The sequence below is a fragment of the Acinetobacter sp. YH12126 genome, from assembly GCF_013418745.1.
GTDB lineage: Bacteria > Pseudomonadota > Gammaproteobacteria > Pseudomonadales > Moraxellaceae > Acinetobacter > Acinetobacter amyesii.
Map to the genome: position 1 here is coordinate 132,068 of NZ_VPBM01000006.1, position 22,329 is coordinate 154,396.

The following is a 22,329-nucleotide window of genomic DNA, read 5'->3' on the forward strand; positions in this document are numbered from 1 at the left end:
TTTAATATCAATGAAAATAATGAAGTGCAGAACTCAAGCTTCTTCATCCATGGCATTTGAGTAAAACTTTACACCCAGTTTGATACGGTCACGGCCATGACTCATACGCCAGCGGTTGGTATCACGCAGTGAATATACGCAGCCACAATATTCTTGCTGGTAAAATTCCTCATTTTTACTGATCTCTAGCATACGCACAGCACCACCATTTTTACGCCAGTTATAGTCCCAATAACTTATGCCTTCATAATGTGAAGCGGAGCGATGACCACAGTCATTAATCTGCTTCATATTTTTCCAGCGTGAAATTCCCAGTGAGCTACTAATTAAGCTAAAACCATGTTCTGCCGCATAAAGTGCAGTACGCTCGAAGCGCATATCAAAACACATCGTGCAACGAATGCCTTTTTCAGGCTCATTTTCCATACATTTAGCGCGAGCAAACCCATTGTCTGTGTCGTAATCACAGTCGATAAACGGAATATTGTGTTTTTCTGCAAAGCGGATATTTTCCTCTTTACGGATTTCATATTCTTTCACAGGATGAATATTGGGATTGTAAAAGAAAATTGAAAAATCGATACCTGATTCAATTAATGTTTCCATGACTTCGCCAAAGCATGGTGCACAGCAAGAGTGGAGTAAAAGCTTGTCATGACCTGCTGGGAGAGTCAGTGTCTGACGTTCTAATTTATTAGACATGATTTTAAGAAGGTATAAGTATAAACCGAATATTTTAGCGATTCCTTAACATACCAAAGCTCGAATATGCTAATTTTTTCTAGGTACAAGTTGAGTCATATTCAGCATATTGTCTAAAAAGCTGAAACGACATGAATATATGCTGATTTCATTTTTGGTTAATCTATTTATGGCAAGGTTTAAGAACTTTATAGCTCAGGACAAAAGTATATTAGTGTTACAGATTCAATATTAAAACAATTAGTGATTTGATCTTTTTTCATTTTAAAGTTAGAAAAATTCACCCTAATGAATAAATCCGCTGAATTTTGAGAGTGGAGATTTTGAGCCAATCTGTACGATTCGACACATTTCAGATGTGTGTTTGAATGAAAAAATTTTCATTGAATTTTTTTTAAGCCCTTATTTATATTAAATAAAATTTAAATTCTACCTGGGTGGCAGTTTTTTTATCGCCAGTTGAATGATGCATAGTTGAAGAAAATTCATTCTATTTAAATCTTAAACATGAATTTATCTCACTTTGAGTTGAGGTTAAATCATTTTTATTCATCTTAAGTTTCACGTATAAATTACTTCATACAGAAATTTTGATTATTTTTAATTTTAGGGTAGTGAATCTCCATGAGTCATAAATTTGCATGTTCAATCAAACGTATCCGCTTTGATGAAAACTATGAGCCAGCTGACAATACACGTTTAACAACGAACTTTGCCAATTTGGCACGTGGTGAACACCGTGAAGAGAATCTGCGCCGTACTTTGGCAATGATTAATAACCGTTTCAATAGTTTGGCTACTTGTGACAACCCAAATGCAGATCGTTATTCACTTGAAATTGACATCATTTCGGCTGAACTCGATGTGGAAGGCAATGGTCAAACTTTCCCATTTATTGAAACTTTAAAGAGCACCATCATCGACCATAAAACCAATGAACGCATTGAAGGCATGATCGGCAACAGTTTTTCATCGTATGTACGTGACTATGACTTCAGCGTGGTATTACCAGCACTCGGCTGTAAGTTCAATGAAAAACCTGAAGATTTTGGCGATTTACACGGCAAGCTATATCAACATTTGATCAATTCAGAGGTATTTAAAGCTGAATTTAAAAAACAGCCTGTCATCTGTTTAAGTGTTTCAACGACAAAAACCTATTACCGTACTGCAAATGTGCATCCGATCTTAGGTGTGGAATACACCAATGATGATCACTCCCGTACAGATGATTATTTTGCAAAAATGGGCTTAAGCGTTCGTTACTTCAAACCTGAAAATGCGACTGCACCATTGGCATTCTATTCAGCAAATAACTTGCTGAGCGACTATACAGATTTCGAACTGATCAGCGCGATCAGCACCATGGAAAGTTTCCAAAAAATCTACCGTCCTGAAATTTACAATACCAATGCGACAGCAGGTTTAGTGTATCAACCAAGCTTAAGCTTTGGCGATTACTCATTAACTCGTATTGTGTATGACCGTGTTGAACGTGGTCAGTTGGCGGTTAAACAGGGCAAATGGACAGAAGAGAACTTTATCCGGCCATATAAAGACATTCTGAATGAGTGGGCGGCTAATTTTAGTATTGAAAATGCAGCCGCAGCTTAATTATAAATCACTTGTGATTTAAAGCAGCTGTTTTAAAGAATATGTTTCATGCATCAGTTAATTTGTGATCAATATTTATTTCGTAAAGAAATTTCCCTCTCCTTAAAAGGAGAGGGTTAGGGAGAGGATTTATATGAAATGCTCCCTCATCCTCTTGCGGAGCATGCTCCTCATCCCATAGGGAGAAGGGACTTTCAATATGAATTTAATAATCAATTGATAACTTTTTGGTTTTTGCAAAATTTAGAATATAGAGATAGAAGATCGAATATGGCCATTTTACTCCCAACTTCAACTGCTGGCAGCTTACCTAAACCGTCTTGGCTGGCTGAACCTGAAAAATTGTGGTCAGCATGGAAACTTGAAGGCGAAGAATTATTAGATGCAAAGCGTGATGCGTTGAAATTATCTTTGCATGAACAAATCCATGCAGGCATTGATATTGTCAGTGATGGCGAACAAACCCGTCAGCATTTTGTGACCACGTTTATTGAACATCTTGAAGGTGTGGATTTCGAAAAGCGTGAAACGATGCGTATTCGTAATCGTTATGATGCAAGTGTACCGTCTGTGGTTGGTGAAGTATCGCGTAAGAAAGCAGTGTTTGTTGATGATGCAAAATTTCTACGCAGCCAAACCAATCAGCCGATCAAATGGGCTTTGCCTGGCCCAATGACGATGATTGATACTTTGTATGATGGTCATTACAAGAGCCGTGAAAAATTGGCTTGGGAATTTGCTAAAATCCTCAATCAAGAAGCTTTAGAGCTTGAAGCGGCAGGCGTGGATATTATTCAATTTGATGAGCCTGCGTTTAACGTATTTTTTGATGAAGTCAATGACTGGGGTATTGCGACTTTAGAGCGCGCGCTTGAAGGTCTGAAATGTGAAACAGCTGTTCACATTTGCTATGGTTATGGCATTAAAGCCAATACCGATTGGAAACAAACCTTGGGTAATGAATGGCGCCAATACGAAGAATCATTCCCGAAACTGCAGCAATCGAAGCTGGATATCATCTCACTTGAATGTCAAAACTCTCGTGTACCCATGGATTTAATTGAACTCATCCGCGGTAAAAAAGTCATGGTTGGTGCAATTGATGTAGCAACCAATCAAGTTGAAACAGCAGAAGAAGTAGCAAATACATTACGCAAAGCATTGCAATTTGTAGATGCCGACAAGCTATATCCTTCAACGAACTGCGGTATGGCGCCTTTACCTCGCCAAGTGGCGCAAGGCAAACTAAATGCGCTAAGCGCAGGCGCTGCCATTATTCGCCAAGAATTGACCGCATAAATTCGAGCTGACTCAATTTCATGTAAGGGCAATAAGGAAATTAAATTTGCTATTGTCCAAACCTGAGAAAGAGATAAGCCATATAGACCATTGAGATTGAAGAGATGATTGAAGCAACTGATTTTAGAAATGCAATGTCTTTATTGACGACTGCAGTCAACGTGATTACGACTGAGGGTGAAGCAGGCATGCATGGATTTACAGCATCAGCCGTATGCAGTGTGACAGATACACCGCCAACTTTGCTGGTTTGTATGAATCAATCATCTCGTTCTCATGCGCATTTTCTTGAAAATAAAGTTCTGTCTGTCAATGTTTTAGGTGCACAGCATGAGCAAATTTCCAATGCTTTTGCTTCAAGCAAATTCAATTCGGAAGAGCGTTTTAAATTGGGTTCTTGGACTGTATTAGAAACAGGTTCACCGATATTAAAAGATGCTTTAGTTAGTTTTGACTGTCAGATTGAACAGATTCAAGAAGTGGGTACGCACAGTGTGTTTATGTGCCGTGTGGTTGCAATCAAGCAAAGTCAGCAAGAAGAAAGTCTGGTGTATTTCAACCGTGCTTATCATGCTGTGGGTCAAGTGGAGTTGGCTTAAACCAGTCAACTTCTTTAATACATCTCTTTAAAAGTATATATTTCGTGGAACTCATTACTTTCTTAATTATTGGCGCATTTGCTGGTTTTGCTGCAGGGCTGTTTGGCGTTGGCGGCGGTACTATCATTGTGCCATTGCTCTATATTGTTTTTAGCCAAATGGGTTATAGTCCCGATGTGATTATGCATTTGGCGCTCGGCACATCTTTGGCTACGATTGTTGTGACGTCTATCAGTTCATTGATGGCACATAATAAAAATGGCGCTGTGATTTGGCCTGTATTTAAAAATTTAGCTCCGTCTATGGCGATTGGCTGTTTTGCAGGCGCAGGGATTGCAGGCTGGCTGTCAGGTTTACATCTGCAAATGATTGTCGGCGTGTTTTTACTTTGGGTGGCTTATACCATGTTTATGGGAGCAAAAAAGCCAGTCGATCCAAATAAAACACTACCATCTACAGCTAAACAAATTGCAGCAGGTTCGGGTATCGGCGTTGCATCGGCCATCTTCGGCATTGGCGGCGGCAGTATTACGGTGCCGTATTTAACGGCAAATGGCGTGGTGATGCAAAAAGCGGTCGGGACGTCTGCCGCTTGCGGTTTATCTATTGCCATTGCTGGGGCATTGGGCTTTATGTTCTTTGGCATGCAGCAGCATGTTGAAATTCCAAATACCATTGGCTTTATTCATATCTATGCCTTTTTGGGCATTAGTGTGATGAGTTTCTTTACGGCTAAATATGGCGCGAAAACTGCGCATGCGCTTTCACCAGCAGTACTGAAAAAATGTTTTGCTGTGCTGTTATGTATTGTTGGATGCTTTTTTCTAGTGAAAGGCATTTTATAGTAGCAGACTGATCACAGTTGCTTCATTCGAAACGTATGCTCTAGTGTGCAACAGCAAGCTAGAGCATTTTTATCTATAGCAATTTAAGTCTTTAAAATTTCAGAGATATTATTTAAAAACTTCATTTTAAAACTGACATTTCAAAGCTCTGTGCTTTTAGAAAAAACATTAATAATCACAATACCCAATAAAATAAAGGCCAAACCAATCATGGCAGGCAGGTCTAAATTTTGTTTAAACACAATCCAGCCCACACAAGAAATCAGTACAATGCCTGCAGCAGACCACATGGCGTAGGCCAATCACATTGGAATCGATTTAAAGGTCAAACCTAAAAAGAAGAGTGCAATGGCATAGCCCAATACGGTAAAAATAATCGGTACTAGTTCAGTAAAGCCATTGCTGGCTTTTAAGGCGGACGTGGCAATCACTTCAGCAATGATTGCGATGAGCAAATATATAAACGACATTGATTTCCTATAGACATTCTACGGCATGGTACAAGAGGTGCTGTTTTTCATTTTGCAACCAATCTGTACTTTCTGTCGTGGTATCAGTGCGACGCTGAAATGCATAATGTGGAACATAAATATCCACCTCGAACATCAGCTGTATTGCTTGACCATTAATAATGACGTTTTGCATTAAATGTGTTTCATCAATAACTTCAAAATGATCAAATTTAAGTTCTTGATCTTGCTGAGAGGAAGTCGTTGTATAGTATTTATCCAGACCATCTACAGCGATGGATACTTCAAAGCTTTCAATCAACGCTTCATACCCAGCTGGTGCAGATGATATGTTGATGCTGGCAACTGTTTGCTGATCTGCAGGTAAACGACTCAGTGCGAAGGCCACATGCTTATCACAAATAATTAAACCGCCATCCATCTGCAATGGTTCATGACTTTCTACATCGAGGGCTGACTGCAACCGCAGGCCTAAAAATAGCCCTTCATGAACTTGCTGACGCCAGTCTTCGACATACACATTGCTTGGAGAGAATTCCAAAATACAGTTGCCAATCGCATGTAGTTTTGCAGGTTCTGGCCATTGCACATAATTTTGATAATTTGAGTGTGCTTTAACATCCCAAGACAATAATTGCTGTTCAGCATCCCAAAGAGTATTTCCAATCCAGCCTTGACGCTCATTCACTGGCGTATTTTCTTGGCTTTTTAAAGGTAGATCGATGGTGAAACTACGTGACTGAAATCAATACACAATGGTTTTTTCATCCGTTAATCCATTCGAAAAACTAATGCTTTTACGGCGAAAAGCACCATATAAATAGTCTGGAATAGGACCTGAAACCTCTTGGCTGGCTGGAAGCTGTTTTAAAGCTTGAAATAGATTCATGCGCTTGCTCCTTGCACTTCTGTATTTTCATCCATACCAAATGAGGACAAAGGCACAGCATTTCTTAGACTCAGCTCTCCTGAAGCGATACGTTTTTTAAGATAATTAAAGGTTTGCGCGGTTTGGTTAAATAAGTGTTCACCCCCAATTAAGGGCTGATATTTTGGCGCGTCAGTAGAATGTACAGGCTCAATGATTGTGTCGTAATTACAGGCGCAGAACAGAGGGAAGGAGTAACGTTCTTCAGAGACTTTTTTAACACGTTGTTTGGTGGCCAAATATTTGCCATTCGACAAAATTTCCATCATGTCGCCAATATACATCACCAAGGTATTTTCAATCAAAGGAATATCCATCCATTCACCTTGTTTATTTAATACTTGTAAACCCGGTGCAGTCGGCAAGAGCAGTGTAAAACACTCATAGTCTGTATGTGCGCCAATACCTTCAGCGTCTTTCACTTCAGGGTTATAGGGATAATGGATTAGACGCAGCTGGCTGGTCGGATGGGTAATTTTGCAATCAAAAAAATGCTCATCTACATTCAATGCTAAAGCAAAGGCCTGAAAAATCTGCTCACTAATACTGCGTAAATGGCAGTAATAATCACTGACGGTACTTTTAAATGTGGCATCATCTCGCCATAACGTAGGGCCAAGCAAAGGAAATGCCGTAGTTTCGCCGTGGTAATCATAATTGACGTCATAGGCTTCTTTTAAGTCGTAGCTGTTGCCTGCAAATTGTTCTTCACCAATTGGCACATAGCCACTATGATTTTTCGACAGCCCAATATAGTGTTGCATTTTACTGGCGGTATCTTGTTGGAAATAGAGCTTTGCCACCTGAATCAGTGATGTCGCAAAATCAAAATTGAACTGATCACCTTTTAAATATAGAAAACCTACATCTTTACAGGCATTGATCCAATGCAGAGGCTACTTCTAAACGCTCTGACAATTCCGTGCTTTGCATTTTTGAAATATCAACAAGTGGCAAAACATAAGATTCATTCATCTTCAATTCCTATAATGTTGGCCGTCCAACGCTGTAGTACATCATTTAGGCCGTCCTAAAGATGAAGAGGGATTAATCCAGTTATTTTTGCGTACTGACTTGGGTCATACGCGGAATTTTCGGTAGGTTTTCCATCGCTGGGTCGAGCTCGTCTTCCTGCGCATGTACCAAGAAATCCACCCGTTCGCGCAGTTGTTTAAATTCAGGACTCAGCATGAGTTCAGGATTACGAGGACGGGGTAAATCGACCTCAATTATTTCTTTAATTTCACCAGGATTGGCTTTGAGCGCCACAATACGATCCGCCAATAGAATCGCTTCATCCATATCGTGGGTCACAAAAATAATCGTGATATCAATGTTTTGCCAAAGATCCATTAAATGTTTTTGCATTTTTTGACGGGTATGCGGGTCAAGCGCGCCAAACGGTTCATCCATCAATAATATTTTGGGTTCATTGACCAATGCGCGGGCAATAGCAACGCGCTGTTTCATTCCGCCAGACAGCTGATGCGGGTACTGATCTTGGTATTTTTCTAGACCAATAATATCAATCCATTCGCGGGCGCTGGATTCAGCCGAGGCATTGCTGGCACCTTTCATTAAAGGGCCAAACATCACATTTTCTTTGACCGTTTTCCATGGAAAAAGCGTGTAACCTTGAAAAACCATGCCACGCTCAGGGCTTGGGCCTTCAATGACTTGGCCATCGACCAGCAATTCACCGCTACTGTAAGGGTCAAGTCCAGCCACAATTCGGCTAAAGGTCGATTTACCGCAACCCGATGGGCCAATCACGCAGATAAATTCACGTTTATGAATCTTTAAATCCAACTGATTTAAAATAGTACGCTCAGTCTTGCCGTGTTTAAAACTTTGTGTAAGTTTTTTTGCTTCTAAAATGACAGGGCGTACATAAATTGCATCGAAATAAGTGCTGGCATTAAATTCTGTGCTGTTCATTATTTTGCTCCTGCTTTCCATTTAAATAGACGTTGACCGAGTTTCATTAGCACCACATCACACACCAAGCCAATCACCCCAATGATGAGGATAGCGGCATAAACATTGTCAAAGTTTTGGTAACGCGCTTGTTGGGTAATAAACCATGTAATCCCAGAGGTTGTGCCAATCAGTTCAGATACGATCAGATAAGTCCAAGCCCAGCCCAGCAATACACGTAAGTCGCGGTAAATGTCGGGAAGCGCCGCTGGAATCACCACATGAAATAAGCTTTTTAATTTATTGGTACCTAGCGTAAAACCTGCTTCAATCAGGCCTCGGTCAACCATCCGTGTGGTATTGGCAATAATCAGAATTTGCTGAAACAGCGTACCAATCACGATAATGGCGATTTTAGGTGCATCATTAATGCCTAAAATCGCAACGGCTAATGCACCAAAAGCAGGAGCGGGCAAGTAGCGGAAAAACTCAACAAAGGGTTCGGTCAGTTGTGATATTTTTTGAGAAAAACCGCAAAGAATACCTAGCGGAATACCGATGAGAGAGGCAATAAAAAAAGCGCTGAACACAATTTTAATACTGTGCCATAAGCTTTGATGAAACCATGGGGCATCAGGTTGGGCAGGTGGAGTTATAAAAGCCGTAACTAATGCTTTTGCTACTTCGTGCGGTGCAGGTAAATAGATTGGATTGACCAGTTTACCTTGAGGTGGTGCTAAACCTGCATTGACCGCAGATTGCGCTTCGGCATAAAACACCGCTTTGTCTACACGGCTATCGACCTGAAAATACGGCACACTGCCTGACTGCGTAATTTGCACCTGCGGATGCCATAAATATGGCAAATAACTCACTGCACACCAAATGAGCACAGGAATTAAAAATGATCCTAAGCCAAGCAATAGCTTGCTTTTCGGACTGAGCTCTCTTGCGACATAACCCATACTGACCAAGCCCCAATATTACTTTTTTAATAAAACGTAATACTGTTAAGCAATTTGAATGCCAAACGCGTGTATGCCGTGATTTATTGGACTTAAGCCAAGTTAGATAAGCTATAAACAGCAAAAAGCCTGCAAAAGAAGCAGGTAATATTAGTTTTTTTGATCAATACTGATGCCAAAATGAACTTTTATGGCGCAACCAATTGTAAAAAAAGTTTTTTCATTCCTTCACTCGCGCCTGCTTTAATCAATTGATACTGCTCAGGTACGCGTTGATAGTCTGCTTTCGGGTCGATATAAAATGCACGGCAGTTGGCAGGGATTTCGTGAATTAATCCAGCCACAGGATAGACTGCCAGACTTGTGCCAATCACAATAAAAATATCTGCTGTTTGTACACTTACACTGGCATCTTCATAGGCAGGAACTACTTCGCCAAACCACACCACATGGGGCCTGAGTGGATAACCAGCTGGGCATTTGTCTGTATCTAAATTTAAATCTGAACCTTCTACTTTAAATAGTTCTTCTGGGTGTGGAGCCTGAGGGCCAGAGCTTTTAGCGTAGCGAATATTACCATGCAAATGCAGTACATTGTGACTGCCTGCACGTTCATGTAGATCATCAATATTTTGAGTAATAACTTGAACATCAAAAAAATCATCGAGTTCAGCAATCAATTTATGCGCTGCATTAGGATCTGCGGTTAAAATATGTTTACGGCGTTCATTATAAAAACGCTGTACTAAAGCTGGATCGCGTGCCCAAGCTTCAGGTGTGGCCACATCTTCAATGCGATGCTGCTCCCAAAGACCATCACTGTCACGGAAGGTATTGATGCCGCTTTCTGCGCTCATACCAGCACCTGAAAACACCACAACTTTTTGCATAGATATTTAGCCTTATATTTGAATTGATGAGTCCACTGCGTACGGTTGCATGTATTGAACGAATAATTCAGCGAATTTACTGTACTCAAAATATAGCGATTACTTCAACTCAGCTGATGCAATTCTTGTAGCACCCAATCGACAAATTTTTGTATTTGCGGTGAACTGTCTTGGCTCGAGTGGACTAAATAATATTTTCGGCTACCGTGCAATTTTTTATTTGATGCAATCACCAGTTCTTTTTTTCTCAGTTCTGCTTCGATCAGCATTTGTGGAATCAGTGCCATTCCCATGCCATGACTGGCTGCCACAGAAAGCATAGAAAATAGTTCATGCCTCTGCCCATCGAAAGGCTTGGGATGCTGAATTTGATGGGCTTGAAACCATTCTTGCCAAATACTTGGACGGGTTGTTTGCTGTAATAAGGGTAATCGAAGCAATTCTTCATCACTTAAATTAAAACTATGATCATCCGTCATTTCCGCATGGGGAAAATTGTTTTCAATCAATTTGGGGGAACAAACGGGAACCACTTCTTCATCCATTAAATAATGCGCTTGAATGCCAGGCCAATGCTCAATTTGCTGTTGCGTTCCTGCAAAAATAGCTGCGTCAAAGACATTTTCATTAAATAAAAAAGGTTTGGTACTGGTTTCCAAATGCACGGTAATTTCAGGATGCTGTGCATTTAATTTATTTAATTTTGGCAACAGCCAACGTGTGGCAAAGGTTGGCACAACGCCCAGTTTTAAAGTACCGCCTAAGCCTTTGTGCGTCATGATATCAGAGGTGCTTTTTTCGATACCTTGCAAAAAGGGTTTAATACTTTTTGCATATTGTTTGCCTGCTTCAGTGAGATCTACACCGTGACGCGTTCGGCTAAATAGCGTGACACCTAGATATTCTTCTAGCTGTTGAATTTGGCGTGACACAGCACTTTGAGTAATAAATAACTCTTGAGAAGCGTGCGTATAACTTGCGTGTTTTGCAGCAGATTCAAAGCAAATTAAGCTTTGCAAAGACGGAATATTGCGCCGCATAGATAAAGTCCTTTTTATCGATAGGTATCACAAAATGGCATATAAGAATGATTTTCATATACCACTATAGTCTATAAATAAAGCAATCCGCAGTTCAAATCAGTGGCTAAAGTGCTTAACACGCCGTGAACAAAGCTCAGGTATGCGAAAGGCGCATATCTACATGCAAATTAATCGTTTGAATGAATCACTTTTCACACATAGCATCAAATAAAACAAAGAAAGCCCGAAAAAGCAGAGGATGCGATGAATCAAATGGTCAATGTAAAAAAAAACCAAAGTACAATTTAACTGGCAAGATCCGTTTCTTTTGGAACAGCAATTAACTGAAGAAGAACGCATGATTCGCGATACTGCGCATGCATACTGTCAAGAGCGTTTACAGCCACGTGTACTCGAACAATTCCGCCATGAAAAAACCGATGCATCTATTTTCCGAGAAATGGGCGAACTTGGCTTACTTGGCCCAACGATTCCAGAGCAATACGGCGGCGCAGGTCTAAACTATGTTAGTTATGGTCTCGTTGCACGTGAAATTGAATATGTGGATTCTGGCTACCGCTCAATGGCCAGCGTTCAAAGTTCTTTGGTGATGGTGCCAATTAATGAATTTGGCTCTGAAGAGCAAAAACAAAAATACCTGCCAAAACTGGCAACGGGTGAATACATTGGCTGCTTCGGTCTGACTGAGCCTGATCATGGCTCTGACCCAGGTAGCATGATTACTCGTGCAAAAAAAGTCGAAGGTGGCTATCGTCTCACGGGTGCAAAAATGTGGATTACCAACAGCCCAATTGCCGACGTGTTTGTTGTTTGGGCGAAAGAAGTATCGCCTGAAGGTAATGTGGGTGACATTCGCGGTTTTATTTTGGAAAAAGGCTGGGACGGTCTATCTGCTCCAGCAATTCACGGTAAAGTTGGCTTACGTGCATCGATTACCGGTGAAATTGTGATGGACAATGTCTTTGTCCCTGAAGAGAATGCTTTTCCAGAAGTACGTGGTTTAAAAGGTCCATTTACCTGTCTAAATAGTGCTCGTTATGGTATCGCTTGGGGCGCAATGGGCGCCGCAGAATTCTGCTGGCATACAGCGCACCAATATACTATGGACCGTAAACAGTTTGGCCGACCTTTAGCTGCGAATCAGTTGATTCAAAAGAAATTGGCGGATATGCAAACTGAGATTGCCTTGGGTCTACAAGCTGCGCTTCGATTTGGACGTATGAAAGATGAAGGCATTGCTGCTGTAGAAGGCACATCACTCATTAAACGTAACAACTGTGGCAAGGCTTTAGATATTGCCCGTGTTGCGCGTGACATGATGGGTGGTAACGGCATTTCTGATGAGTTTGGTGTTGCCCGCCATCTGGTCAATCTCGAAGTCGTCAACACGTATGAAGGAACGCATGATGTACATGCACTGATCTTAGGTCGTGCGCAAACAGGCATCGCGGCTTTTAGTAACTAATTGAATTCAATATCAATAGGGCGCTCTGCATAGAGTGCCTTAGAGACTTTTTATGCAAAAATAAACTTAATCAATAAAGGATTCATCGTGAAACACTCTTGTAACTCTGTGCAATAGCCTGAGCAGTGATGAAATAAAAAGAATAAAAAAGGCAAATGTGCAGACATAGGAATGCCGATGACTCATTTGGGAAAATGAGGAACAAGGAAATGAATAACGAAATGCAAAACGGAGCAGGAACGCTCAAATTGCCTTCTAACGTGGGCACGATGCATCGTATTACAAGCAACACTTGGAAAATGGCTTTTATTTTTGCCTTTATTTCCTTGGTGATTGATGGTGTAGACATCATGTTGCTGTCATTCAGTCTCACCAGTTTAAAGGCTGAATTTGGTTTAAGTACATTTCAAGCCGGAATGCTTGGTAGTTCTTCTTTAGCAGGGATGGCGCTGGGTGGTATTTCGGGTGGATGGGCGTGCGATAAATTCGGTCGTGTGAAAACTATTGCTTGGTCGGTCGTATTTTTCTCAATCATGACCTGTATTTTAGGCTTTACCCAAAGCTATGAACAATTTTTAATTTTACGTTTTATTGGCGCATTTGGTCTGGGCTCACTTTATATGGCGTGTAATACGCTGATGGCAGAATATGTACCAACCAAATACCGCACAACAGTACTTGGGACTTTGCAAACGGGTCAAACTGTGGGGTATATCGTTGCAACGCTGATGGCGGGTGCCATTATTCCAGATCACGGCTGGCGCATGCTATTTTATGTCACCATTATTCCTGCTGCTTTTGCCCTGATCTTTATGCGTTTTGTTCCTGAACCAAAATCTTGGCAGGAAGCAAAAATTGAGCAGCTAAAACGCCGTGAATTAAAACTTGAACCTGTACAGCAACATGCTGCAGTCAATCAAAATGCACCTTCTGAAAGTATTTATAAACGTATTTTTGGGCATACCAATCATCGTAAAATGTTCTTCTTTTGGATGTCGACCGCTGCATTTCTACAATTCGGTTACTACGGTGTCAACAACTGGATGCCAACGTATCTAGAAACCGAACTCAGCATGAACTTTAAAGCCATGACAGGCTATATGGTAGGCGCATATACCGCCATGATTCTGGGTAAAATTTTAGCAGGCTATGCCGCTGACAAGTTCGGACGTCGTATTACCTTTGTGTTTGGTACGGTAGCTACGGCAGCATTCTTACCGATCATCATTTTCTATAACACACCAACCAACATCGCCTATTTACTCGTAACTTTCGGTTTCTTATACGGTATTCCATACGGTGTAAATGCAACTTATATGGCAGAAAGTTTCTCTACGGATGTACGCGGAACAGCCATTGGTGGTGCTTACAATATGGGACGTTTAGGCGCAGCCATAGCACCAGCAACCATTGGTATGATTACCGCTGGCGGATCATTCACCATGGCCTTTATTGTAATGGGTGCTGCGTACTTTATTGCAGGTGTTATTCCGGGCTTGTTCATTCGTGAACGTCAATATGATCCCCAGCAAGCATCACTTTCTTCAGATGCGGAAAAAGAAAAACTGGCAAGTGTAGAAACATATGTTGATGATGCAGAACAAAAAGCATCTGCAAAAACTGCAACAGTAAAATAATTAAAAATATCTGTGCCATAGCTCAATACTATGGCACATCTGGAGTGAACTATGGGTGCATTAAAAGGAATTCGTGTATTGGACTTAAGCCGTGTTTTGGCAGGTCCTTGGTGCGGTCAAATATTGGCTGATTTAGGTGCAGAGGTAATCAAAATTGAGCGTCCTAAAGTCGGGGATGATACCCGCATGTGGGGACCACCCTGGATGCCAAATCAGCAAGGTCAAGCGACGAAAGAATCAGGTTATTACCAATGTGCGAACCGCAATAAATATTCTGTAGCCATTGATATCGCCAGTGAAGAAGGGCAAGCCCTAGTCCGTGAAATTGCCCAAACTGCAGATGTCGTGATTGAAAACTACAAAGCAGGTTCACTTGCCAAATATGGTTTGGATTATGCATCTCTCAGTACGCTAAATCCAAATATCGTATATTGCTCAATTACAGGTTTTGGTCAGGATGGTCCACGTGCGGAAGAACCAGGCTATGACTTTATTATTCAAGGTATTTCCGGTTTGATGAGTATTACTGGTGAATCTGATGATGTAATCGGTGGTGGCGCACAAAAGGTGGGAGTCGCTGTGGTCGACATTCAGACCGGACTGTACTCAACGATTGCAATTCAGGCGGCATTGTTAGCACGGCAACATACTGGACGTGGTCAATATATTGATATGTCATTACTCGATGTACAGGTGGCGGCTTTGGCCAATCAAGGTATGAACTATTTGACCTCGGGTAAAGCACCCAAGCGTATGGGAAATAATCACCCGAATATTGTGCCGTATCAAACCTTTAAAGCCAAAGATAAGGAATTTATTATTGCCTGTGGTAATGATAAGCAATTTAAAGATTTGTGTATTGCGATTGGCTATACAGAACTGTTAGATCAACCAAACTATTTACGTAATCAAGATCGAGTGAAGCACCGTGAAGAATTAATTCCATTATTGAGTGCTTATTTTCTCACTCAAGATGCTCAAGTTTGGGTTGATGCGATTCATGCGGTAAAAGTGCCTGTGGGTGTAATCAACTCTGTAGAAGACGCATTAAATGAACCGCAAATTCAACATCGTCAAATGGTGGTGAATATTCCACATGCTTTAAATCATGATTTTAAAGTGATTGGATCACCGATGAAATTATCTGATACGCCTGTAGAATACCGTCATGCACCGCCGCAGTTAGGGCAGCACACAATCGAAATTTTGTCTCAATTTAAAACTGAAGCTGAATTAAATGAATTGGCTGCACAAGGCATCATTGATCAACTCAATCATCCTGCAGCTTAAAATTTCATGGGATTATTCTTCAAACTATTCTTCAATATATGGGCTTAAACGCCTATGTGGAATGAGTGGAGTTAAAAGTTTAGACCGAAGGACTCCAATACTTCGGTCTTTTTCAATATCAATATTCATTTACGGAGTGCTTTTAATGTTAATTTTCTAGATAAAGTATAATTATTCATTAAACTTGGGCCTGCAATACGGTCTTTATTTTTTCGTATGAAAGAGATGTCCATACTTTTGCGCCTTGATATTTTTTCTTTAAGCTATAACATTCAAATTCTGGATTATACACAAACCAATTTCCGCAATGCTGCACGCAATAAGCATTTATATACCAATTTTTGATATCTAGTAATTGCACAGAAAGATCATCGATACCACCTCCATTGATGAGAGTATAAGCCTTCAAACGAAATAAAGCCCTGCACAATGGCAAGGCTCTATTTTAATAACATTACATTGAATTTGTTCAGCTGCTTATTATTGCTGTATAAAATTCTGCAAAGCCTGATTAAATGCATCTGGCTGTTCGATGTTTGAAATATGCGATGCATTAATTTCAAATAATTGGCTATTTGCAATGCGTTCTTGCATGAATTGACCATCTGCAACTGTAGTTACAGGGTCTTGTTGACCTGCAATAATCAATACTGGGATGTGAATAGACGAGATTTCATTGCGTAAATCCGCTTTAGCCAAAGCTTCACAACAACTTGCATAACCTTCTGGGCTGCCAGCTCCGAGTTCGTTACTCAAAGATTGTACAGTTGCCGTGTTACTTTGGATAAAGGGTTCTGTAAACCATCGTGATGCTGCCGTTTCTGCAATTGGTTTCAAACCTTGTTGACGGACTAACTGCGCACGTTCATTCCAAGCTGATTCTTGCCCAATTTTTGCAGCGGTATTGCATATAATGACATGGTTAAAGCGTTTAGGATGATGTATTGCAAGCCATTGGCCTGTTAAACCACCCATCGATATTCCACAAAATGTGGCCTGTTGAATATTTAAATGATCCAATAAATGGATGACATCTGTACCCAATTGATCAAGGCTATAAGGCCCTTGAGGGGCAGAAGATGCACCATGACCACGTGTATCATAACAAATGACAAAATAATCCTGCTGCAGCGCCTCTATCTGAGGCTTCCACATGCTGAACTTTGTGCCTAAAGAATTAGAAAAGACAATCGCAGGTTGTGTGTGGTCACCAAAAGTTGCGTAATTAATCGTTGCATCATTGGATATGAATGTAGGCATATTTTGAATCCTTAATTTTATAAATCCCCTAAATCCCCCTATAAGAAGGAGGACTTTTATTGAGGATTAAACACGTTCAATAATCAAAGCGATGCCTTGACCGACACCAATGCACATCGAACAGAGGGCATATTGACCTGAAATTGCCTCAAGTTGATTTAACGCAGTCGTCACTAAACGGGCTCCAGATGCACCTAAAGGATGCCCCAAAGCAATAGCGCCACCGTTTGGATTGACATGTTTAGCACCATCTTCCAAACCTAGTTCACGGGTAACCGCTAAGGCTTGAGCCGCAAAAGCTTCATTCAGCTCGATCACATCCATTTGTTCAAGGCTTAGACCTGTTTGAGCTAACAGCTTTTTGATGGCAGGCGCAGGACCAAAACCCATGATTTTGGGTTCAACACCCACCACCGTTGCTGCAATAATTTTGGCTCGTGGCTTTAACTTAAATCTGTTAACAGCATCATCTGAAGCAATCAGTAGTGCAGCCGCACCATCATTGATCCCTGAAGCATTGCCCGCTGTTACCGTCCCATCTGCTTTCACCACAGGTTTGAGTTTTGCCAAACCTTCTGCTGTCGTCGATCCGCGTGGATGCTCATCTGTATCGACTATCAGTGGGTCGCCTTTACGCTGTGGAATGACGACAGGGATGATTTCTTTCTCAAAAAAACCATTGGTCTGTGCAGCGGCTGTACGGCGCTGACTTTCTAAGGCAAAAGCATCTTGATCAGCACGGTTAATGTTGAATTGTTCTGCCACATTTTCAGCAGTTTGAGGCATGGTTTCTACGCCATACATTTGTTTGAGTATTGGATTGATAAAACGCCAGCCCATGGTGGTGTCTTCAATCTTTTGGCTGCGTCCATAAGCACTTTCCGATTTACCCATAACAAAGGGCGCACGGGACATACTTTCAACACCGCCAGCAATAATTAAGTCTGCTTCATTTGCTTTAATTGCACGGGCTGCCATCGCAATTGCATCAAGTGATGAACCACAAAGTCGGTTCACAGTTGTAGCAGGAACTTGAAAAGGTACACCTGCGAGTAGCGACGACATTCGTGCAACATTACGGTTATCTTCACCGGCTTGGTTCGCACAGCCGTAAATCACGTCATCAACAGACTCCCAAGCAATACTTGGATTTCGCTGCATCAGTGCCTTGATAGGTAAGGCACCTAGGTCGTCGGTACGCATTGCTGCTAAACCGCCCGCATAGCGACCGAAAGGGGTACGGATTGCATCAATAATATAGGCATTTTTCATTTTATAAATCCTAAAAACTCAGCTCCTCCCTTTTAACGGGAGGTTGGGAGGGATTTACAGGAAGTTAATTTTTGAATATTAATCCTCCCTAAATCCCTCCTTTAATCAAGGAGGGACTTTTTGCTTTATGCTGTCGTATCTATCAGCTTTGCACCGGTCATTGACTGTAATTCGTCAAAGCTCAGACCCTCAACTTTTTCAATGACTTTCATGCCTTCAACTGTTACATCAATGACGCACAAATCTGTGTAAATACGATCGACACATTGCAGGCCTGTCGCAGGGTATGACAATTCAGCGACAATTTTCGGTTCACCTTTTTTGGTCACATGGTCTGTAGTAATAAAGACTTTTTTCGCCCCAACAGCCAAATCCATTGCACCACCTACAGCAGGAATTGCATCTGGCGCACCAGTATGCCAATTTGCTAAGTCACCATTTTGGGCAACCTGAAAAGCGCCTAATACTGCAATATCTAAATGACCGCCACGCATCATGGCAAAAGAGTCACCGTGATGAAAAAAGCAGCCACCCGTTTGCATAGTGACAAACTCTTTTCCTGCATTAATTAATTCAGGGTCTTCTTCGCCTTTAGCCGGAGGAGGACCAAAAGCCAAAAGGCCATTTTCTGAATGTAGAAAAACATCTTTGTCTGTTGGTAAATAATTTGAAATTTTAGTGGGCAAGCCAATGCCTAAATTGACATAAGCGCCATCTGGAATATCTTGTGCAACACGTTCTGCAATTTGATCACGGGTTAATTTGGTATAGCTCATGGTTCTTTCCTCACGTGATTTATGCAGATTGCTCAAGCTGTGCAGGTTGAACAGCCACAACATGTTGTACAAAAATGCCAGGGGTAATAATGTGCTCTGGGTCCAATGCACCAAGTTCAACCACTTCTGAGACTTGAGCAATCGTCACATCTGCCGCCATGGCCATAATGGGGCCAAAATTACGCGCTGATTTGTTGTAAACCAAGTTGCCCCAGCGGTCGCCCTGATGTGCTTTGATTAAAGCAAAATCGGCCTTAATTGGATTTTCGAGAACAAAATCTTTGCCTTCATAATTGAGTGTAGGTTTGCCTTCTGCCAACAACGTACCAAAACCTGTTGGTGTATAAATTGGACCCAACCCCATACCTGCAGCCTGAATACGGCAAGCCAAATTACCTTGTGGTACAAGCTCAAGTTCTATTTTTCCTGCACGATATAATTCATCGAACACCCAAGAGTCGGATTGGCGAGGGAAAGAACAAATCATCTTACGGACAGCACCAGCTTTGAGTAATTTAGCAAGTCCATAGTCACCATTACCTGCATTGTTGTTGACGATGATGAGATCTTTGATGCCACGTTCTATCAATCCATCAATCAGTTCAGCAGGCTGACCAGCCGTACCGAAGCCGCCGATCATAATGGTTGATCCATCCTTAATTTGAGAAAGTGCTTCTGTTAAGGAAGCGGTACTTTTATCAATCATGCTACGATCCTTCATCAAGAACGATAAAACTATTTACCTGACTAACCACTTCAGTCATGCAAGGCAGATAATCTTTTATTTCAAATATTTACAAACTTAAAAATGCATAAAATGGATTCCAACTATGTGCTACACAATTGGAATCCAATCGCATCAGCTGTCATCACTGCGAATAGAAGAGGGATGACGATTTAAAGCCATAACTTCAATATTCATATACGGGTAAAGGGGAAGCCCTTGTAAAATGTTGTGTAACTCTTCATTGCTTTCAACATCAAAAATACTAATATTTGAATATTGACCGGTAATGCGCCAGATATGACGCCATTTGCCTTGACGTTGTAGATCTTGTGAATAAGCTTTTTCTACAGCTTTAATTTCATTGGCTTTTTCGACTGGTATATCTAATGGAATATTGACATCCATGCGTACTTGGAAAAGCATTTCTCACTCCTAGCTAAATGTTATTTGCGACGTAAGTCATCAATTTTGTTTTCATCAATTTCAATCCCTAAACCCGCTGTGGTCGTAATCTTGAGTTCGAAATCTTGATATTGAAGTGGGGTTTTTAAAATTTCTTCAGTTAGCAGCAATGGACCAAAAAGCTCTGTGCCATAAGCTAAATTGTCAAATGTAGAAAATGCATGTGCCGATGCAATAGTGCCCACAGGGCCTTCAAGCATGGTTCCACCATATAAATCGATACCCGCAAGTTTGGCGATTTTTGAAACCTCACAGCCTTCGATTAAACCGCCAGACTGTGCAACTTTGACTGCAAAAACAGAGGCAGAATTGTGTCGCGCAAGTTGATATGCCGTTTGAGGCCCCATCAGTGATTCATCTGCCATAATCGCAATATCAAAACGACGAGTTAAACGGCGCATCGCGTCAATGTTATCGATTGCACAAGGCTGCTCAATCAGATCAACACCACCATCTTGTAACAATTGAATGCCTTTAATGGCATCTAATTCAGACCATGCACGGTTGACATCTACACGTATAGAAATGTCTGAACCTAACGCTTTTTTTATGGCTAAAACATGCTCAACATCAGCTTCAACGGGGCGTGAACCGATTTTAAGTTTGAAAATATTGTGTCGTTTTGCCGCAATCATCTTTTGTGCTTCGGCAATGTCTTTTTCCGTATTGCCAGATGCAAGTACCCAAAGAACAGGTAAGCTGTCACGTAAACGACCGCCCAATAATTCACTCAAAGGCAGATTTAAACGCTGCGCCAAAATATCGAGTAGCGCCGTTTGAATGGCACATTTAGCAAAGCGATTGCCGTTAATATTACGTTTAATGGCTTGCATGGTTTGAGCAACATTCAAACCAGTGAGAGTTTTCAGTAAAGGACTAAAATAAGTTTCAATATTGATTCGAATGCTTTCAGGGCTTTCTTCACCATAGCCTAGACCACCAATCGTCGTCGCTTCACCCCAACCGATATAACCATCTTCGGTAGTGATTTTAATCAAAACAAGGGTTTGCGTTTGCATGGTTGCAACAGCCATCTTGTGCGGACGGATTGTTGGGATTTCCACGAGCAGGGTTTCAATCGACTTATACATCTTGCATATTTCTTATCTATCCAACTATTTATATACCCTAATTTAATGTAATATCTTTAACTAGAGCGATTTTGGTATTTTTAGATACTTAAAAGGTATATAAATGGAATTAAGGCACTTACGTTACTTTGTCACCGTGGTTGAAGAGCAAAGTATTACCAAGGCAGCAGAAAAATTATGTATTGCTCAGCCACCTTTGAGCCGCCAAATTCAAAAACTTGAAGAAGAGCTGGGGATTACGTTGTTTGAGCGTGGTTCTAGACCCGTGAAAACCACAGAAGCAGGTATGTTTTTTTATGAGCATGCTGTACAGATATTGACGCATACCGCCCAGGCCACAACCATGGCACAGCGAATTAATGCCGTCGATAAAACTGTCCGTATTGGTTATGTCAGTTCGCTTTTATACGCATTATTGCCGCAAATTATTTATTTATTTCGACAACGCAACCCAGATATTCATGTTGAACTCATAGAATGTGGTACACGCGACCAGATTGAAGCCTTAAAAACCGGTCGAATTGATATTGGTTTTGGACGACTTCGCTTAACCGATCCGTCCATTAAACGTGTTTTATTAAGAAAAGAAGCGCTACGTTTAGCTATTCATAAAAACCATCATTTGGCTGAATTTAAAGACAAAGGCATTTATCTTTCTCAAATTTTAGATGAACCAATTTTTGCCTACCCAACAACACCTAAACCGAATTTTTCCACCCTCATCCAATCCATTTTTACCGAACTAGGACTTGTACCTAAACATTTAACCGAAGTGCGTGAAATCCATATGGCTTTGGGCTTGGTGGCGTCGGGAGAGGGCATTTCTCTGATCCCTGAAAGTGCCAGTGATATTGGAATGAAAAATTTGATGTACATCCCAATCTTAGATTTGGAAGCCTATAGTCCAATTTCTTTGTCAGTGCGCAATATGGATCATAGTAATTACATTCCAAAGATATTGGATTGCATTCGTGAAGTCTTTGTTGAAGAAAATATCGATCTGCGCGCCATCGATGCAGATGCATAACTAATCAATGTTTCATGATTGATATTTCATAAAATCCACTATTCAGATGA

The 22,329-nt window shown here is 41.1% G+C and carries 18 protein-coding genes and 4 pseudogenes; 8 read left to right on the forward strand and 14 right to left on the reverse strand.

All coding sequences use genetic code 11. From position 1 onward, the window contains the following. Positions 1 to 33: 33 nt before the first annotated feature. Positions 34 to 702, reverse strand: a complete 669-nt coding sequence (locus FTU62_RS05380; RefSeq protein WP_180102072.1) for an epoxyqueuosine reductase QueH — start codon at positions 700 to 702, stop codon at positions 34 to 36. Between the two features lie 624 nt (positions 703 to 1,326). Between FTU62_RS05380 and FTU62_RS05385 the strand changes: the two genes are divergently transcribed. The 4 genes from FTU62_RS05385 to FTU62_RS05400 all read left to right on the forward strand — a co-directional run bounded on the left by FTU62_RS05385 (position 1,327) and on the right by FTU62_RS05400 (position 5,059). Next, positions 1,327 to 2,316 (forward strand): putative oxygenase MesX, encoded by a 990-nt coding sequence (locus FTU62_RS05385; RefSeq protein WP_180102073.1) that lies wholly within the window; start codon positions 1,327 to 1,329, stop codon positions 2,314 to 2,316. Between the two features lie 270 nt (positions 2,317 to 2,586). Then, the gene (locus tag FTU62_RS05390; RefSeq protein ID WP_078193780.1) at positions 2,587 to 3,615 is read left to right on the forward strand and encodes a methionine synthase; all 1,029 of its coding nucleotides are present in this window, start codon (positions 2,587 to 2,589) and stop codon (positions 3,613 to 3,615) included. 104 nt (positions 3,616 to 3,719) lie between these two features. Further along, entirely contained in the window at positions 3,720 to 4,214 is a 495-nt protein-coding gene (locus tag FTU62_RS05395; RefSeq protein WP_180023652.1) for a flavin reductase, read from the forward strand. Positions 4,215 to 4,258: 44 nt separating this feature from the next. After that, complete coding sequence (locus tag FTU62_RS05400; protein WP_180102074.1) at positions 4,259 to 5,059, forward strand: sulfite exporter TauE/SafE family protein; 801 nt, start codon at positions 4,259 to 4,261, stop codon at positions 5,057 to 5,059. Between the two features lie 140 nt (positions 5,060 to 5,199). On the opposite strand, the pseudogene FTU62_RS05405 reads toward FTU62_RS05400, so the two are convergent. The 7 genes and pseudogenes from FTU62_RS05405 to FTU62_RS05435 form a co-directional block, all read right to left on the reverse strand. Next, a pseudogene (locus FTU62_RS05405) lies at positions 5,200 to 5,529 on the reverse strand (multidrug efflux SMR transporter). 7 nt (positions 5,530 to 5,536) lie between these two features. After that, positions 5,537 to 6,418: pseudogene (locus FTU62_RS05410) on the reverse strand (hypothetical protein). After that, a pseudogene (locus tag FTU62_RS05415) lies at positions 6,415 to 7,432 on the reverse strand (isopenicillin N synthase family dioxygenase). The pseudogenes FTU62_RS05410 and FTU62_RS05415 overlap by 4 nt, the downstream one beginning before the upstream one ends. A gap of 81 nt (positions 7,433 to 7,513) precedes the next feature. After that, complete coding sequence (locus FTU62_RS05420; RefSeq protein ID WP_180102075.1) at positions 7,514 to 8,395, reverse strand: ABC transporter ATP-binding protein; 882 nt, start codon at positions 8,393 to 8,395, stop codon at positions 7,514 to 7,516. Continuing rightward, entirely contained in the window at positions 8,395 to 9,339 is a 945-nt protein-coding gene (locus FTU62_RS05425; protein WP_180102076.1) for an ABC transporter permease, read from the reverse strand. Before FTU62_RS05425 ends, FTU62_RS05420 begins: the two co-directional genes overlap by 1 nt. A gap of 188 nt (positions 9,340 to 9,527) precedes the next feature. Beyond that, complete coding sequence (locus FTU62_RS05430) at positions 9,528 to 10,229, reverse strand: Sir2 family NAD-dependent protein deacetylase (protein WP_180102077.1); 702 nt, start codon at positions 10,227 to 10,229, stop codon at positions 9,528 to 9,530. Positions 10,230 to 10,333: 104 nt separating this feature from the next. Next, positions 10,334 to 11,269 (reverse strand): LysR substrate-binding domain-containing protein, encoded by a 936-nt coding sequence (locus FTU62_RS05435; protein WP_180102078.1) that lies wholly within the window; start codon positions 11,267 to 11,269, stop codon positions 10,334 to 10,336. A gap of 246 nt (positions 11,270 to 11,515) precedes the next feature. On the opposite strand from FTU62_RS05435, the pseudogene FTU62_RS05440 reads away from it, so the two are divergent. From FTU62_RS05440 to FTU62_RS05450, 3 genes and pseudogenes are all read left to right on the forward strand, one after another. Further along, a pseudogene (locus FTU62_RS05440) lies at positions 11,516 to 12,737 on the forward strand (acyl-CoA dehydrogenase). A gap of 209 nt (positions 12,738 to 12,946) precedes the next feature. Beyond that, entirely contained in the window at positions 12,947 to 14,374 is a 1,428-nt protein-coding gene (locus FTU62_RS05445) for an MFS transporter (protein ID WP_180102080.1), read from the forward strand. Between the two features lie 51 nt (positions 14,375 to 14,425). After that, positions 14,426 to 15,664, forward strand: a complete 1,239-nt coding sequence (locus FTU62_RS05450) for a CaiB/BaiF CoA-transferase family protein (protein WP_180093943.1) — start codon at positions 14,426 to 14,428, stop codon at positions 15,662 to 15,664. A gap of 480 nt (positions 15,665 to 16,144) precedes the next feature. Here FTU62_RS05450 and pcaD read toward each other — a convergent pair whose 3' ends face one another. The 6 genes from pcaD to FTU62_RS05480 all read right to left on the reverse strand — a co-directional run bounded on the left by pcaD (position 16,145) and on the right by FTU62_RS05480 (position 21,252). Next, on the reverse strand, positions 16,145 to 16,924 hold the full coding sequence (gene pcaD, locus FTU62_RS05455) for a 3-oxoadipate enol-lactonase (RefSeq protein ID WP_180102081.1): 780 nt from the start codon (positions 16,922 to 16,924) through the stop codon (positions 16,145 to 16,147). Between the two features lie 66 nt (positions 16,925 to 16,990). After that, entirely contained in the window at positions 16,991 to 18,196 is a 1,206-nt protein-coding gene (gene pcaF / locus FTU62_RS05460; RefSeq protein WP_180102082.1) for a 3-oxoadipyl-CoA thiolase, read from the reverse strand. A 125-nt stretch (positions 18,197 to 18,321) separates the two neighbouring features. After that, positions 18,322 to 18,972 carry a 3-oxoacid CoA-transferase subunit B gene (locus FTU62_RS05465; protein WP_078193766.1) on the reverse strand — a complete coding sequence of 217 codons (651 nt, stop codon included), beginning with the start codon at positions 18,970 to 18,972 and terminating at the stop codon, positions 18,322 to 18,324. A gap of 19 nt (positions 18,973 to 18,991) precedes the next feature. Further along, a complete protein-coding gene (locus tag FTU62_RS05470; protein ID WP_180102083.1) occupies positions 18,992 to 19,678 on the reverse strand; it encodes a 3-oxoacid CoA-transferase subunit A in 687 nt (228 codons plus the stop codon). Positions 19,679 to 19,831: 153 nt separating this feature from the next. After that, the gene (gene catC, locus FTU62_RS05475) at positions 19,832 to 20,122 is read right to left on the reverse strand and encodes a muconolactone Delta-isomerase (protein WP_180102084.1); all 291 of its coding nucleotides are present in this window, start codon (positions 20,120 to 20,122) and stop codon (positions 19,832 to 19,834) included. Between the two features lie 20 nt (positions 20,123 to 20,142). Continuing rightward, on the reverse strand, positions 20,143 to 21,252 hold the full coding sequence (locus FTU62_RS05480; protein WP_180102085.1) for a muconate/chloromuconate family cycloisomerase: 1,110 nt from the start codon (positions 21,250 to 21,252) through the stop codon (positions 20,143 to 20,145). A gap of 103 nt (positions 21,253 to 21,355) precedes the next feature. Here FTU62_RS05480 and catM point away from each other — a divergent pair, with 103 nt between their 5' ends. Continuing rightward, positions 21,356 to 22,279 (forward strand): cis,cis-muconate-binding transcription regulator CatM, encoded by a 924-nt coding sequence (gene catM / locus FTU62_RS05485; RefSeq protein WP_180023667.1) that lies wholly within the window; start codon positions 21,356 to 21,358, stop codon positions 22,277 to 22,279. Positions 22,280 to 22,329 lie beyond the last annotated feature (50 nt).